The organism is Thalassospira profundimaris, from assembly GCF_003326795.1.
In the GTDB taxonomy this organism is placed as follows: domain Bacteria; phylum Pseudomonadota; class Alphaproteobacteria; order Rhodospirillales; family Thalassospiraceae; genus Thalassospira; species Thalassospira profundimaris_C.
Genome location: NZ_JPWI01000020.1, coordinates 1 through 15,087 on the forward strand (window position 1 = coordinate 1; position 15,087 = coordinate 15,087).

The 15,087-nt window shown below is 54.0% G+C and carries 16 protein-coding genes; 9 read left to right on the top strand and 7 right to left on the bottom strand.

Annotated elements, in window-relative coordinates:
• The 5 genes from TH30_RS20945 to TH30_RS20965 all read right to left on the bottom strand — a co-directional run.
• Positions 1-425, bottom strand: a 425-nt coding sequence (locus TH30_RS20945; RefSeq protein WP_147252107.1) for an SRPBCC family protein, incomplete at its 3' end; no start/stop codon positions are given.
• Positions 415-759 (bottom strand): ArsR/SmtB family transcription factor, encoded by a 345-nt coding sequence (locus TH30_RS20950; protein ID WP_114100037.1) that lies wholly within the window; start codon positions 757-759, stop codon positions 415-417. The genes TH30_RS20945 and TH30_RS20950, both read right to left, overlap by 11 nt.
• Before the next feature lie 49 nt (positions 760-808).
• Positions 809-1,903: a DMT family transporter gene (locus TH30_RS20955; RefSeq protein WP_258548813.1), complete on the bottom strand. Its 1,095-nt coding sequence runs from the start codon at positions 1,901-1,903 to the stop codon at positions 809-811.
• Between the two features lie 109 nt (positions 1,904-2,012).
• The gene (ehuA, locus tag TH30_RS20960; RefSeq protein ID WP_114100038.1) at positions 2,013-2,828 is read right to left on the bottom strand and encodes an ectoine/hydroxyectoine ABC transporter ATP-binding protein EhuA; all 816 of its coding nucleotides are present in this window, start codon (positions 2,826-2,828) and stop codon (positions 2,013-2,015) included.
• A gap of 82 nt (positions 2,829-2,910) precedes the next feature.
• Positions 2,911-4,629, bottom strand: coding sequence for an MOSC domain-containing protein (locus tag TH30_RS20965; RefSeq protein WP_114100039.1), 1,719 nt, complete (start codon positions 4,627-4,629; stop codon positions 2,911-2,913).
• A 205-nt stretch (positions 4,630-4,834) separates the two neighbouring features.
• Here TH30_RS20965 and ehuB point away from each other — a divergent pair, with 205 nt between their 5' ends.
• The 4 genes from ehuB to TH30_RS20985 all read left to right on the top strand — a co-directional run bounded on the left by ehuB (position 4,835) and on the right by TH30_RS20985 (position 7,877).
• On the top strand, positions 4,835-5,719 hold the full coding sequence (gene ehuB, locus TH30_RS20970; protein WP_114100040.1) for an ectoine/hydroxyectoine ABC transporter substrate-binding protein EhuB: 885 nt from the start codon (positions 4,835-4,837) through the stop codon (positions 5,717-5,719).
• Between the two features lie 68 nt (positions 5,720-5,787).
• Complete coding sequence (gene ehuC, locus TH30_RS20975; RefSeq protein WP_220150350.1) at positions 5,788-6,516, top strand: ectoine/hydroxyectoine ABC transporter permease subunit EhuC; 729 nt, start codon at positions 5,788-5,790, stop codon at positions 6,514-6,516.
• Positions 6,513-7,172: an ectoine/hydroxyectoine ABC transporter permease subunit EhuD gene (gene ehuD, locus TH30_RS20980; protein ID WP_114100042.1), complete on the top strand. Its 660-nt coding sequence runs from the start codon at positions 6,513-6,515 to the stop codon at positions 7,170-7,172. Before ehuC ends, ehuD begins: the two co-directional genes overlap by 4 nt.
• Before the next feature lie 21 nt (positions 7,173-7,193).
• Positions 7,194-7,877, top strand: coding sequence for a GntR family transcriptional regulator (locus TH30_RS20985; protein WP_114100043.1), 684 nt, complete (start codon positions 7,194-7,196; stop codon positions 7,875-7,877).
• A 41-nt stretch (positions 7,878-7,918) separates the two neighbouring features.
• On the opposite strand, the gene TH30_RS20990 is transcribed toward TH30_RS20985, so the two are convergent.
• Entirely contained in the window at positions 7,919-8,827 is a 909-nt protein-coding gene (locus tag TH30_RS20990) for a DMT family transporter (protein WP_114100044.1), read from the bottom strand.
• Positions 8,828-9,077: 250 nt separating this feature from the next.
• On the opposite strand from TH30_RS20990, the gene TH30_RS20995 reads away from it, so the two are divergent.
• From TH30_RS20995 to TH30_RS21015, 5 genes are all read left to right on the top strand, one after another.
• A complete protein-coding gene (locus TH30_RS20995) occupies positions 9,078-10,007 on the top strand; it encodes an AraC family transcriptional regulator (protein ID WP_258548814.1) in 930 nt (309 codons plus the stop codon).
• A 491-nt stretch (positions 10,008-10,498) separates the two neighbouring features.
• The gene (locus tag TH30_RS21000; protein WP_114100076.1) at positions 10,499-11,479 is read left to right on the top strand and encodes a C4-dicarboxylate TRAP transporter substrate-binding protein; all 981 of its coding nucleotides are present in this window, start codon (positions 10,499-10,501) and stop codon (positions 11,477-11,479) included.
• An 88-nt stretch (positions 11,480-11,567) separates the two neighbouring features.
• Positions 11,568-12,020, top strand: a complete 453-nt coding sequence (locus TH30_RS21005) for a TRAP transporter small permease (RefSeq protein ID WP_114100077.1) — start codon at positions 11,568-11,570, stop codon at positions 12,018-12,020.
• Complete coding sequence (locus TH30_RS21010; protein ID WP_114100045.1) at positions 12,020-13,300, top strand: TRAP transporter large permease; 1,281 nt, start codon at positions 12,020-12,022, stop codon at positions 13,298-13,300. Before TH30_RS21005 ends, TH30_RS21010 begins: the two co-directional genes overlap by 1 nt.
• Before the next feature lie 54 nt (positions 13,301-13,354).
• The gene (locus tag TH30_RS21015; RefSeq protein ID WP_114100078.1) at positions 13,355-14,071 is read left to right on the top strand and encodes a GntR family transcriptional regulator; all 717 of its coding nucleotides are present in this window, start codon (positions 13,355-13,357) and stop codon (positions 14,069-14,071) included.
• Between the two features lie 76 nt (positions 14,072-14,147).
• Here the strand turns inward: TH30_RS21015 and TH30_RS21020 are convergent, their stop codons facing one another.
• Positions 14,148-14,987, bottom strand: a complete 840-nt coding sequence (locus TH30_RS21020; protein ID WP_114100046.1) for an NAD(P)H-binding protein — start codon at positions 14,985-14,987, stop codon at positions 14,148-14,150.
• Positions 14,988-15,087 lie beyond the last annotated feature (100 nt).

A 15,087-nucleotide genomic window follows, 5' to 3' on the forward strand; every position in this document is an offset into this window, starting at 1 on the left:
ACCGTTTGCAGGTCTTTTGCAGAGTTATAGGTCACCACTGTTTCGGTAAGCGTATGTTTGCCCTGATCGGTGAAAGTCATCGCAAGGTGAGAACGTGGCAAATCAGGATTTGCGATGCCGGTTTCATCGGTAAAGCTGTCATAGCCGGTATAACCGTCAATCGGGGTGATTGTTTCGTAATCCGTGCGGCTCCAGTAATGGGTGCCATTCGGGTCGATCATGGCAAAGTGCCAGTGACCGCCCTCGCGGAAATCAAACGATTTGGTCTTTGTCGTCAGCGGCTTGGGCGCGTACCACTGATCGAGCAGTTCGCTCTTGGTGTAGCAATCCCAGACCAGTTGGCGAATGGCTGCAAACTCGCGGCGGACGGTAAGGGTGCTTTTTTGCATGTCCGCGATAAAATTGAAGCGCAAATCAGGTTTCATCGTTTCCTCCCTGTAGAGATGACAGCAAAGTATCGAGATTGTCGAAGCGGCTTGCCCAAAGGGCGCGTTGTTCATCGAACCACTTTTCTGCTGCTTCGAATTTGTCCGGATTGAAGCTGCAGGTGCGCACACGGCCTTGCTTCTTTGAAGCAATCAACCCTGCTTCTTCCAGAACGTTGAGATGTTTCATGAAGGACGGCAGGGCCATGTCATATGGCTCTGCCAATTCCTTCACCGGCGCTGGCCCTTTTGCCAGACGCTGGACGACGGCCCTGCGGGTTGGATCTGCCAGGGCGTGAAAGATGGTGTCGAGTGATGTGCTATACTTATCCATGTGGCTAACTATAGATGAGGTCAATAGTTAGATCAATGGCTAAGTTTTATTATTTGTTTCGAGTACCTGTCGCAGCAATCAACCGCCCATCAATCACCGCCAGCCCAACCCCGATCACACCCATGCCGATAATGTGCTGAACCAGCAGCGATTCCCCAAGGAAACCGACACCAAGCAGGATCGCACTGACCGGGATCAGGAAGGTAACAAGCAGCAGGTTGGACGCCCCGGCGCGCTTGAGGATCGCGAAATAAAGAATATAGGCAAGCGACGTCGAAAGGGCGGCAATCCCGAAAATTGCCAGAATGGTGTCGGTCGAGGGGACGGGAAGTGCCCAGGGCTGATCAATGACGGCGGCAAGCGGGATCAGCATGATGCTTGATGCGCTGGTCATTCCGGCCGCGGTCAGGATCGGGTTCATCGCGCCAAACCGCTTGCCAAAGACCCCGGTACAGCCATAGCAAAATGTCGCAAGCAGAATGGCGAAGGGTGCAAGCGGGGCGAGGCCTGAGGTCGATCTGGTCGCACTTTGGGCAATGCCGTCCGATCCGGGCAGGCCGATGATGATCACCACACCGCCAAAGCCGGTCAGAACACCAAGCGCCTTGCGCAGATTAAGCTTTTCATTCTCGGTGGCGATATGGGCAATGACGATGGTGAAAAGCGGGGTGGTGGCATTCAGGATGGCGGCAAGGCCGCTTGCGATATGGGTCTGACCCCAGACAATGAGCGAGAAGGGCACAAGATTGTTAAACGCCCCCATGATCACAATCGCGCCCCAGAATTTCGGGTCCTGCGGGATCGGGATATGACGGAGCAACACCACCCACCATAGAATAACCGATGCAATCGTCACCCGCAGCAAAACCAGCGTAAAGGGTGGCAGATCGACAAGGGCGATCTTGGTAAAGAAAAACGATCCGCCCCAAAGCACGGAAAGGATCAGCAACATCGCCCAGCTTGTGCCATCCATTTTAAGATCGGGTTTGGCGGACATGGGGCGGGTTTCCTTTGTGGATATGCTTGCATTATCCGTGGTGGCGGTGGCAAAGCGCTTCTGATAATCGCGCGCAGATACAGGTTTGCCGCAAAGCTGATTTTCTTCAAGCGCAAAGCGTTTTGGGGTGATTTCGGTGGGCAGCATGATCTTGTCCGTTCCTTGCTGATCTGGTGACCCGCAAAGATTAGGCGAGCAACATTTCTGCTGCTCGCCACTTTCGGACTTCAATGCTGACAGGGGGTGGGGGGCGGGGCTAGCGCGCCTCGTTTACCGCGCTCAGAAATTGTCGGGTGCGTTCACGCTGCGGGTTCTCGAACACGTCGCTGGCGGTGCCCTGTTCCTCGATCTTTCCGTCATAGAAGAAACAGATGCGATCAGAAATATCGCGGGCAAACCCCATCTGGTGCGTCACCATCAGCATGGTCAGTTTATGATCGCTCACAAGGCGGCGGATCACGTTTGTCACCTCGCCAATGACCTCGGGATCTAGGGCCGAGGTTACTTCGTCAAACAGCATGACTTTGGGGCGCATGGCAAGGGCGCGTGCGATGGCGACACGCTGTTGCTGTCCGCCCGAAAGGCGCGAGGGATGCTGGTCACGTTTGTCGGCGACGCCAACCATATCAAGCAGTTCAAGCGCGCGTTCCCGGGCTTCCTTTTTGTTCATGCCAAGGGAGTAGACCGGGCCTTCCATGCAGTTTTCAAGGGCGGTCATATGCGGAAACAGATTGAAGTGCTGAAAACACATGCCGATATCCTTGCGCATGTGACGAAGATGCTGCTGGTTGGCCGGGACAAGCCGGTTGTCCCTTGTCATATGCGTTAGTGGTTTGCCATCAATATAAATGACGCCATCATCAATCGTCTCCAGGGTCATCAATACCCGCAGCACGGTGGTTTTCCCCGAGCCTGACGGGCCGATGATGCTGACCATTTCACCTTCACTGATATCAAGATCAAGCCCGTGCAAAACCGTCAGCCCGCCATACCGCTTGGAAACATTGCGAAATTGCACCATCGGGATGTCCGGGCCGTTAAGGCAAAGCGGATATTCCACCTGTGTATCCATATCTTTTTGCTCCTTGCCACCTGCTGTCGGATGTGGCGATCACGAATTAAAACATGCTCCAGTCAGTCTGTGGGGTGAGAATTCAGGAAAGATCAATTTCAAGATCGGATGCCGGATGTGCACAACATAAAAGGATCGATGATGTCGGTGGTGGCGACACATTTGGCGGATAGGCGACTTCACCGCGTCTGAGATCTGCTCGGCAGGTCCGGCAAAGTCCGGACCGGCAAGCCGCAGGCGGGCGCAATTCGGTGTGGCTTTCGATCCAGTTTAAAAGGCTGCCATCTTTCTGGTTCCAGATGCCCTGATATCCGGTGGATGCGATGGTGATTTTGGCCTGCTTGATCCCGACGCGCGGCGGCAATGCAGGGCTGTCACTGGCAAACAGTTCGAAATGCAGGTGACTGGTCAAACGGTCCAGGGTGGTGTGAATGGTGCGCACGGCCTCGATCATCGGGGCGGGGCCACATACAAACAAATGACTGGTCTCATCCTGTGATGAAATGTGGCGCACAAGATCGGGATAGCCGCTTTGCCATGTGCCGGGGGCATCGACAGGAAGGTTTTCCTGCCGGGTCAGATAAAGCCGCAAGTCAAACTGTGCAAGGCTTTCGCCAAGCGCAATCACGTCATCCCGAAACGGAATGTGATTGCTGTCCGGTACAACGTAAATCAGCGTGACCGGGCCATCGAACTGCTGTCGGGCCAGTTCGCGAAGCTGGGCCAGAATAGGCGTGATGCCAATTCCCCCGGCGATGAAGCTGATCCCCGAAGTCATGTTGTCAGGCAGGGTGAAGTCCCCGGCAGGAGGAAACACAAAACAGGTTGTGTCCATCCCGACCCGGTCATGGATCCAGTTGGAAACCGAAAATGTGCTCTCATCCACAGGTCTCCGTTTAACCGCAATGCGCCAGACAGGACTGTCATCATTGTTGTCAGTGTCGGGGGTGAACGGGGCTTCGATCAGCGAATAGCAACGGAAATGCCGGTTTCCGTCCTCGTCCTCGATCCCGAATGTCACGAATTGTCCGGGTTTTGGGGGCTGACCGGACGGGCATGGCATGCGAAAGGCAACGGATATGACGTCATCGCATTCCTGTTTGCATTCCAGGATTTTGACCGTTTGCGCGCGGGGTTCATTATCAAGGCCGAGCATGGTCATGCGTTCATTAATCTGAAGACGCAACGCATCAAATAATGCCGGGGATGATGTGACCCGTGCCAGCAGATCGGCCGCTGGTGCAGGCCCGGTCAGCACCATATTAAGCTCTGATATCAGGGCGTTGCGCGGATCTGACTTTGTGACGGTTAAGCTGTCGCCGGGTTTGATCACACCCGCCTCGATCACGCGGGCATAGATTCCGGTGCGCCCGGATGCGGAAAACAGGCTTGGAAAACCGGCCTCCGTCTGAAGGAAATGCGCCATTTTGTAACACGGGATACGCGGTATCGTCAGTTCGACAAGTGCCGTTCCGATGCGAATATGGTCGCCAATGCGCAGGCTGTTTTCATCGGGCCCGGTATAGGTAACGTTTTCTGCAAACTGACCGGGATTGATCGGGCGTTTCAGGACGTCCTCGTAGTGTCGGTAGTGATCGGCATGGAACAGATATATCGCATGATTGATCTTCCCCAGACGGCGTGCCGTGCCAAGCTCGTTTCCAACGATGCCGGACAGGTCGAGTTCGATCGAAGATACGTGCCCGGTGCGAACAAAGGCCGTCACCTCGGGGCGCCCGTCAATTTCAACGGGTTTGCTGTGTCCGACATAAAGGTCAAGAGCCTGTCCGTTGGTCGCCATTTCGTCCCTCTGTTCTCACTCGATTTATCAAGAGATATACATCTAACGATAAAAATCGGATTTAATGAAGAAAAAACTGCCAAAAATGATCCTTTAAAGTTTTGGTTGTATCCATCATTGGGATTTTATACCATTCAGGACCTCAGCTCAGAAAACGGGGGCACATCCGTCGGGCTGCATCAGGGAACCAACACTGGAGACAAGTATGAAAATGATCAAAAAGCTGGTGGGGGGCTTTGCGGTTACTGCTTCGCTCTTTGCTGCGACCACGGGATTTGCTTCTGAAAATCCGCTTCTCGATAAATACCGCGCCGAAGGCGCAACTGTCGGCATCGCCGGTTATGCGCCATATGGCTACAAACAGCCCGATGGCAGTTTCACCGGCGAACAGGTTGAAATCGTCAAACATGTACTGAATCAGATGGGTGTCAGCGAACTGGAATTCGTTGCGATGGATTTCGGGGCCCTGATTCCGTCACTGGTTGCCGGGCGTATCGATGTAGCGGCGGCGGGCATCTATATTCGCCCGAAACGCTGTGAGCAAATCCTGTTTGCCGAACCGACCTGGGGGCAGGGGGCTGCGTATATTGTTAAAACCGGAAATCCTAAAAATCTGCACAATTTCAAGGATATCGCCAGCACACCGGATGCAAAACTGGCGGTGCTGGCCGGTGGAACCGAAGAAACCCTGGCCAAAAAGGACGGTGTTCCCGATGACAAGCTTTTGAAAGTCGGGGATAAGGCCGCGGGGATTTCAGCAGTGGTGTCCGGGCGTGCAGATGGCTTTGCGCTTTCGGCATTTGCGATCAATGACATCGTTCGAACGGCTGGCGAGCTGATCGGGGTCGAAAGTTCCGGCTCGATTACCGAAATTGCTGGCGAAAACTATCAGGGGCATGGCGCAATCGGTTTCCCGAAAGGGGAAGGGGATGCGCTTAAGGCCAATATGGCGTTCCGGGATGCATTCCAGCAGGAACTGGAAAAATGGATGGCAGGTGGCGGGTATCATGAAATGGCCGCCGCATGGGGCTTTGGTCCCAAAGATGCGCCATCCAAGAAAATGGCCGAGTTGTGTGGCGAAGGCCTGTGATTAACCGCGATCCCCGTTTCCGAGCCAATCAGGAACGGGGATCGACCATATTCAGGGCGGATTGATCAATGTCCATTCGTATGCTGGTCTGCATTCTTGTTGTGACGGTGGTGGCGGGGCTTGTCTATTTCTGGAACTCGCCATTTGTTGACAGTGCGGCGGTCTTTATCGAAGCCGCACAGACGACGCTCGAACTTCTGATTGTGTCGGCACTGGTGACCCTTGCCATATCTATGGCAGCAGGGATTGGCCGGTTGTCGGAATTTTTGCCGGTGCGCTGGCTCAGTATTGCCTATATCGAGATTTTTCGGGGTACATCGGCACTGGTTCAACTGTTCTGGCTGTTTTATGTCCTGCCGCTGTTTGGCCCGAAAATTGATCCGTTTACCGCCGGAGTGCTGGGCGTGTCGCTGAATGTCGGGGCCTATGGCGCGATCATGGTCGAGGCATCCATTCGCGCAGTCCCCAGATCACAATATGAAGCGGCAATTGCCCTTAATCTCAGCCCGTTTAACCGGATGCGCCGGATCATTTTGCCTCAGGCAATCCGGATCATGATCCCGCCCTTTGGCAATCTGGCGATCCAGCTGTTCAAACTGACTGCACTTGTATCTTTCATCGGGATTTCGGATCTCACATATACCGCCTATCAATTGAACCAGACCACCTATCGCACGGTCGAGGTCTTTACCATCATCCTGTTTATCTATTTTGCCATAGGGCTCAGCATTACCATCGGGATGCGATTGCTTGAACATCGTTACTCCCGTGGCATCCGTCTGGGAGGTGCACGATGAACTGGGACTGGGCTTATACATTTGAAATTTTGCCGCAAATGGCCGAGGCATCGCTGGTCACCCTTCAGGTCACAGCACTTGGTTTCGTTCTTGCTGCGGTTCTGGGACTGGTTTGGGGAATTATCGGACTTTTGGAAATCCCCGGTCTGACATTCTGTGTGCGCTTGTTTGTCGAATTTGTCCGCACGACCCCGATGTTGATCCAGCTTTTTGCCATGTATTACTTCCTGCCACAGTTCGGGATTCTGTTACCGGCAATGGTGTGTGGGGTTGTGACGCTGGGCATCCATTATTCGGCATATTGTTCCGAAGTTTATCGCTCAGGATTTGATCAGGTGGATCGTGGCCAGTGGGAAGCCGCAAAGGTCATCAATCTGACGACCTGGCAGACGCTAAAGCGCATCATTCTGCCACAGGCCATTCCGCCGATTATTTTGCCGCTGGGCAATTACTTTGTGACCATGTTCAAGGAAACGCCGGTTTTGCTGGCGATTACCGTAATCGAGCTGGTTGCAACGGCGCGCATCATCGGCAATGACACCTTTAAATATACCGAACCAATTACTTTGGCTGGCGTGTTTTTCCTGTTACTCAGTTTGGCGGCAGCCAAGCTGACACGCTATGTCAGTGAAAAAGCGGCCCTGCCAAGCCGATAAGAATATTGAGGAAACGACCAGATGCTCCTTGTGCGTAATCAGGCCAAAACCACTGCCCAGCAGCGGATTGTCTCCATTTACGAGCAGGTTCGCTATCGCATATGCACCAATCGGTATCCGCCCGAAACGGTTTTGCATGAAGAAGTTCTGGCACAGGAATATTCCGTCAGTCGGTCGCCGATCCGGCGGGTGTTTTCGATGCTTGAACATGAAGGTCTGGTCGAAATAAAACACGGCATCGGCACCATCGTCACCAGTATTGAACCCGATCAGCTGGCCGAGGTTTATGCCGTGCGTTTGATCCTTGCCGAATCAATGGGGCCGTCTATCAAGATCCCGTTTGATCCGCAAAAACGCGAGATTTTCGTGCAATGTGCCGATGATTTCAGGGCGCTGAGCCCCGGTGACACCATCGGCTTTGCCGAGGTCAATATTCGCTATATGACGGCAACGCTTGATCTTTCAAGCAATGCGACATTGAGCGAAATCCAGCAGAACCTGTTCTTCCAGACATCACGCATGTGGCTGATGTTGCTGCCTGAAATGCCGTGGGATGAAACCATTGCTGCGGTCTCCGACGAGCCGCTTGAAGTTGTACGGCGCATGGATATCGAAGATCCGGTCGGTCTGGCCTATGCCATCCGCAACCATATCTTCAAAGGTCAGCAATTATTGCTCAAGGCACTGCATCGCCGATCATCATAGGGGCACGGCGATGCAGGTCTCGGACTTCTGACGCTTCGGTGTTATTTGACGGCTGCTGCACAACCCGGAAGCCGGAAGAATTTCGGCAGTTTGGCAAAGATCGTGATATTGCCCAGCAACACCATGGTAAGGCCGCTCGCACCAACCGGTGTCCAGACATAGCCTTCCAGGAAGGTTGAAACGGTCAATGCCACGACCGGGAACAGAACGGTGACATAGGCCGCGCGCCCTGCACCCACCCGGTTGACCAGTGCAAGATAGGCGATGAATGCCACCACCGATCCCGGAATGGCAAGATAAAGCAATCCGCCGATATAGAGCGGGTCGGTTGGCATGACCGGGCTCTGGCCACGCAGGGTGGCAAAGATAAACAGCAATACCGTGCCATAAATCATGCCGCGTGCGACCGCATCGCGGTTGGGAATGCCCATGCTGTGCAGCTTGACCGACACCATGTTGCCGCAACTGAAAACGGCCGTGCCGCACAGGGCCAGCAACATGCCGGTAATCGCATGGGGATTATGCGACAGCGCATAAATCTGGTTGGCAAACAGGCAGGCAATCCCGCCAAGGCCAAAACCCGCGCCAAAGACAAAGCGTATCCCCGGACGGTTGCCATAAAAGGCCCAGTTGCCGAGCGCATTGAAAATGGTCGAGGTGGTAAAGATCACCGCGACAATGCCGCTCGCGATATAGGCAGTCGCCGAATACATCAGGATAAAGTTGATGCCAAAAAGCCCGCAGCCCAGAAGCACGATCCAAGGATGGGCGCGCAAGGGAACCGGACGCCATTTGCGGGCAATCAGCAAAAATCCGCAAAGAACGACCGCCGCCAGGGCAAAGCGATAAAAGATGGAAATTTCAACCGGGATCGGGCCGATCTGAAGCTTGATCGCATACCAGGTAAATCCCCAGCAGAAAGTAACAATGGCAAACAGGAGGGCAGTCATTTCGGGGCTTTCAATATTGGCGCGAGGGGTGAAACCCGTTCACTGGTGGCGCGAGCGGGATCAGGTTGTGCAACGGATATGTGGGGCATATCCGATCTGATGATTAAGCCATAATCAACCCACGGCATCTTTCACGTTCTTGCGGTGTTTTACACATTCTTGCGCAATTCAGGGCAGGGATGCGTTGAACATGCTTTGCAAGTTCGGGGGCTGGTGCGAATATGAACATCTGGAATTCTAGGAAGTCTTGATGTCAGAACCGCATATGTCGCAATTTTCCCGGTCCGGCTTTCAGCCGAACGGGCGCTATCAGAAATTTGAAGTCTTCAATCAGTTGATCGGGGACGCAAATCTGCTGCGCGCGGGGGATTTTGGCGACAGCATTTCGGCAGCACACTGGCGGCGCAAGGCCGATGTGATGACGCGCTATACCGATCCCGATCATCACACCATCAGTCTTTATGTGAATGGTGGAACCGGCATCCAGCGCCATGCCGGTGCCGATCCATTGACCGGTGGCGGGCCGGGGCGCTGCTGCCTGATGCCGGCTTTCATGACGTCGGACTGGCTGGTGCAGGGTGAGGTGGAACTGTTTCATCTTTATATCCCGCATGCCGCTTGGGAACGCGCCGTGGTCGAGGCTTTTGACATCGAACCCAATGCGGTCGAAGTGCCTGAGAAGACCTTCTTCCTTGATCCCCTGATCGAGCATACGGTGCGTCATGCCATGCTGCCCCTTGACTGGGATGTGGCGGCTGACCGGATGGCGATGTCGAATGCCGGACAGATGTTGATGGGGCATATGCTGCGCAGCTATTCGACGCGTCGTGATCTTGATTTCAAGGTGCGCGGTGGTCTGTCACCGATTGTCAAACGCCGCGTCATCGACTTTGTCGATGCCAATCTTGATCAGCCGCTGACGATTGAAGAACTGGCAGATGTGGCGGATTTGTCGACCTATCACTTTGCCCGGATGTTCCGCAAAACGCTTGGCGAGGCACCGCATAAATTTGTCCTGCGTCGCCGGATCGAACGGGCCATGGAAATGCTGCGCGGTGATCCGGCCTCGGTTGCCGAAATCGCCCTTGCTACCGGCTTTTCCAGTCAGGCCCATCTGACCACCCGGTTTGCCAGTTTTACCGGACTGACGCCAGCAAAATACAGAAGCGTCGCACAGTAAGGCGACGCTGCGTCTGTATCTCTACTTTTGCAGTCTGACCAAAACCCTCCCTGATCTTAATTCTGCGTGCATCCGTCACCTTGGGCCGTTTCGCGTGCCGTTCCAGGCTTGGCTCACTTGGCAGGTAACGGCCGGACAGGGGTTTCAATGTCCTGGTTGTTGCTCTGCAACTAGTTGTCACGACTGGTGATGGAAAATTGTGTTCTTGCTGCCGGAAATAGCGCCCGAAAAGTGGTCAATCTTGATGTGTCATGTCGGGCTGAAGCGAGCCCTGATTTTCAATTTCATCGGGGTCGGTTTTGCCATGTTTGCGCCCTGGTTGATTACAAGCGGAACGTGTGAAAATGAATTTTTTAGTTTAAGTCATTGTTTTTTATATAAATTAACAAGCTGAGAATTCCGTTGACAAGATTGGCAATTGATAATTAGGATTTCACAACAACTAAAATATCAATTTAGGCAAAATGCCAATCCAACGGGAGGATATCCAGATGAAACTAGCGGTAAAAACACTCGGACTCTGTGCTGTGCTGGCCGGGGCTGTGGCCCTGTCGGTGCCAGCAACGGCTGCAACCACGCTTCGGATCGGAACCGTCTTGTCACCCAATGATCCGATGGGTCAGGGGCTTGAGAAGTTCAAGGCGGACGTGGAAAAGGCGACCAATGGTGATGTGATCATCGAGGTCTTCCACAATTCCCAGCTTGGCGACACCACCGAAATGATCGATCAGGCCCGTGCCGGTGCTGCAATCGGCACCGTGACCGATGTTGCCCGCCTTTCAAGCTTCGTGCCGTCACTGGCCATCATGTCGGCTCCGTTCCTGTTCGATGCCTATGAGGAAGCCGACAAATTTGCGCTTTCGCCTGAATATATCGCCTGGGGGGATGAGTTGCGCGAGAAGTCCGGCCTCGTGATGATTGCGTCAAACTGGTATCAGGGCGCACGCCATGCCTTGACCCAGAAGCCGATTTCAAGCCCGGCCGACCTTGCCGGTGTGCGCATGCGCACCATCGGTGCGCCGGTATGGATTGAAACCATCCGTGCAATGGGGGCCGAACCAACCCCGATTGCCTGGGGCGAAGTCTATACCGCCTTGCAGCTTGGCACGATTGATGGTGCCGAAGCCCAGCCGACTGCGATCTGGAACGCAAAACTTTATGAAGTGATCAAGAATGTCACCAAAACCGGTCACATTCAGCTGGTCACAGCCCTTGTTGTCGGCGCACAGGCCTGGGACGAAATTTCCCCCGAAAACCAGAAAATCGTTCGTGACCTTGCGGTTGAGGATGGCCGTTATGCGTCGCAGCTGACCATCGAACTTGGTGACAAGGCGCTGGCAGATGTGGCGGCAAGCGGTGTTACCGTCAGCGATGTCGATCTGGCCCCGTTCAAGGAAGCCGTTGCCCCGGTTTACCAGATGCTTGATCTCGAAGCAGAGGCCGCCATCGTCAAAAAGGTTCTCGGTCGTTAATCGACGGATTTGACCCACCTGCCGTGCCTTCGTGCGTTGCCTTGTTTGCAGGGCAACGCACATCAAACTTCAAAATGGAATGGAATACATGCTCAAGCGAATTGAGTTTGCCTGTGCCGGGGGGCTTCTGGTTGCGGTTGTTGTTCTTGTGGCAATCGCGTCTGTGGCGCGCGCAATGGGAACGCCGATCATCTGGTCGGTCGAAATGGCGCAGCTGATCTTTGCATGGCTTTGCATGCTGGCGGCCGACATTGCCATGCAGGAAGACCGGCATTTCGGCCTTCAGGTTCTTCAGGAAGTCTTTTCCGCACGGACCGTTGGCATGATCGAGATTTTCAACATTCTTGTCGTCATCAGTTTCCTTGCGTTTCTTCTCTATTACGCATGGGGCAACATGATCCTGATGCATCCGCGTCTTGTCGGTGCCGCACAGATTCATGCCTCCTACATTCACGCGTCGATGGTTGTCGGCATTCTTCTTATGTTGCGGACCATGGTGTCCCTGCTGATCCGGCGTATTCGAAACCGGGGGACCGTCTGATGCTGATCCTGATTGCCATTCTGTTTACGGTTTTCCTCATTATCGGCTTGCCGGTTGCCTTTGCACTCGGGCTTGCATCCATTCCGGTCTTTGTTGTCAGCGGTGCGATGCCGCCGACCGTGGTCATCCAGAAAATGGTGACTGCAACCCAAAGCTTTCCGCTTTTGGCTGTGCCATTCTTTATCCTTGCCGGGAACCTGATGAATGTGACCGGCATTACCTATCGGCTTGTCAAATTTGCCCGTCTTCTGACCGGCTGGATGGCTGGCGGGTTGGCACAGGTATCAATTGTGCTGAGTTTCATGATGGGCGGCATTTCCGGCTCTGCGGTTGCCGATGCCTCGATGGAGGCACGCCTTCTTGGCCCCAGCATGATCAAACAGGGATTTTCCAAAGCATCGACTGCGGCGGTCCTGGCGTTTGGCTCCGTGATCACGGCGACCATTCCGCCCAGCATCGGGTTGATTTTGTTTGGTTTCGTCAATGAAGTTTCCATCGGTCGTCTGTTCCTTGCCGGGATCATTCCGGGCATTTGCCTGACCATTGTTTTGATGATCACGTCATGGTTTGTGGCAAAGAAAAATGGCTATCAGCCTGATCTGCCGCACATGCCCGCAGGCAAGGAACTGCTGAAAAGCTTTGGTGAAAGCATCTGGGCACTGGCCTTTCCGGTGATCCTGATTGTCGGGTTCCGTTTTGGTCTGTTTACGGCGACCGAGGCTGGCGCGTTTCTTGTCTTCTATGCGCTGGCGGTCGGGTTTTTTGCCTATCGTGAACTCGATTTCGCGAAGTTCAAAGAGGCCGTGACAAGCTCGGTATCCGATCTTGGCATGGTGATGTTGCTGATCATCATGGCGGCGGTTCTTGGTTATGCCATGACCATTGAACGTGCCCCGCAACAGATCACCGAATTTGTCACGACCCTGACGGAAAATCCGACCGCGATTCTGATGCTGGTTGTGGCGGTTCTGGTGATCAGTGGCATGTTCCTTGAAGGGGCGGCCAATATCTTGCTGGTGACGCCAATTGTCATGCCGGTCCTGGTCAATGCCGGGTATGACCCGGTTCATATGGGGATCCTGATCGTGACTCTGATCAATTTCGGCGGTCTTACACCGCCTGTCGGGGTCATCATGTTTACGGTCTGCGGTATTCTTGATGTCAAAACAGGGGCCTATACCAAGGCATCAATCCCGTTCTTCATCGCGATGGTGATCTTTTTCATCCTGATGGTAGCGGTCCCGAGTTTGACGTTGTTACTGCCCAATGCATTAATGTAATGAGTGATCTCAAGGATTTAGGCATTCATAGAATTGCCAGGGAGATAGATGAAAATGAATACATCTACGAGCGGACTGATTGGGATCTCTGATAGCGGGATCAAGGGCAATGCCCATGTTCCGGCCTCGGCACTGGTCTATGAAGATATCCGCAACCGGATCATTTCACTGGCGCTGCTGCCCGAAACAACACTTGTGCGCGCTGAACTTGCCGAAAGTTTCAAGGTTAGCCAGTCGCCCGTGCGCGAAGCCATCATGCGTCTTGAGCAGGACGGGCTTGTGGTTTCCTATCCGCAATCGCGCACTGTGGTGACCAAGATCGACGAAGCCCGCATTCGTGAAGAACATTTTCTTCGGGTTGCGGCAGAATGCGAGGTGGTGCGCCAGCTTGCCGAGATCAAGGAATCCCCGGCCGTGACCAAGGCCAAGGGGTTGTTGAAAATGCAGGAAGCGCTTGTCGGCGATATTGAGCAGATTGATCTGTTCAAACAGCTTGATGACAGCTTCCATGCGGCTTTGTTCAACGGTGTGAACCAGTCCAACCTGCATTTGCAGATCACCGCGCGCAGCGGCCATCTTGCCCGTGTCAGGACGCTTGATCTACCGCGTGCAGGCAAGATGGTTTCGGTCCTTGATGGCCACAAGGCGGTTATTGAGGCCATTCAGTCAGGGGACGGGGCAACAGCGGTTACCGAGATGCGCCATCACCTTTCTGGCACCATGGAGCGCCTGCCTCTGATTATCGAAGAAAACAGATCCCTGTTTACCTAGTGAAGACCTCCCTGTCCCCGGATAGGGTGTTGCTTGAACTGGTGCGTAGCGGCCTTACCGGCTACGCACCATTTTTTTATGCGCGTTTGGCAAGCTGCCATATCCCGCTTTTGGCAACGTCAGCTGCAAATTGCGCCAATGTGTTTGGCTGCCGCCCAAGAATTTTCTCGACATCGCTGGTCGGCGTACTGTTTCGACCGTCCAGAACTTCGCGAAACAGATAGCCGATCAGGGCGCGGAAATCTTCGGGAACCCCGTCATTGGCCAGACCCCGATCAAGGTCTTCAAGGGGGATTGACACAAAATCAATCGGGCGGTTGCTTGCGGTGCTGATGATGGCGGTCACCTCGGCAAAGGTCAGTGCTTGCGAACCGGAAAGCTCATAGGTTTTGCCAATATGCACCGGATCCAGCAGGCAGGTTACCGCGCAATCGGCAATGTCATTGGCATCTATGAAAGGTTCGGGGATGTTTCCTGCCGGAAGGGCAAGCGTACCTGACTGAAGATAGGGCAGGAAAAGATCCTCGTTGAAATTCTGAAAGAACCAGTTGGCACGCAGGATCGTGGCATCTGCACCTGATTGCAAAAGTGCTGCTTCTGCCAGATGTGCTGCTTCTTCGCCACGACCAGACAACATCACAAGCCGTTTTGCACCGTGGGCGAGGGCGGTTTTGGCAAACTGCGCGATGACCTTGTCTGATCCGGGAACCGCAAGGTCGGGCTGGAATGTGATGTAAACGGCATCAACATCGTGCAGGCAATCATCCCAGCTTTCAGGCTTGGTCCAGTCAAAGGCCGGTGTCGTGCTGCGCGATACGGCTTTTACCTCGTAGCCACGGGATGCAAGTTTTCCGGCAACGCGACGGCCGGTTTTGGCCGTTGCGCCAAGAACAAGAAAACGCGGATTTGTGGGCATGGTGGTTCCTCCTGATGTGAGATTTCAAAATGTGAGTAATCCTCACATTTGCCAAATGTGATAAATCCTCGTATTTTGTTCGTCAAGAGAGTTTGGTCAT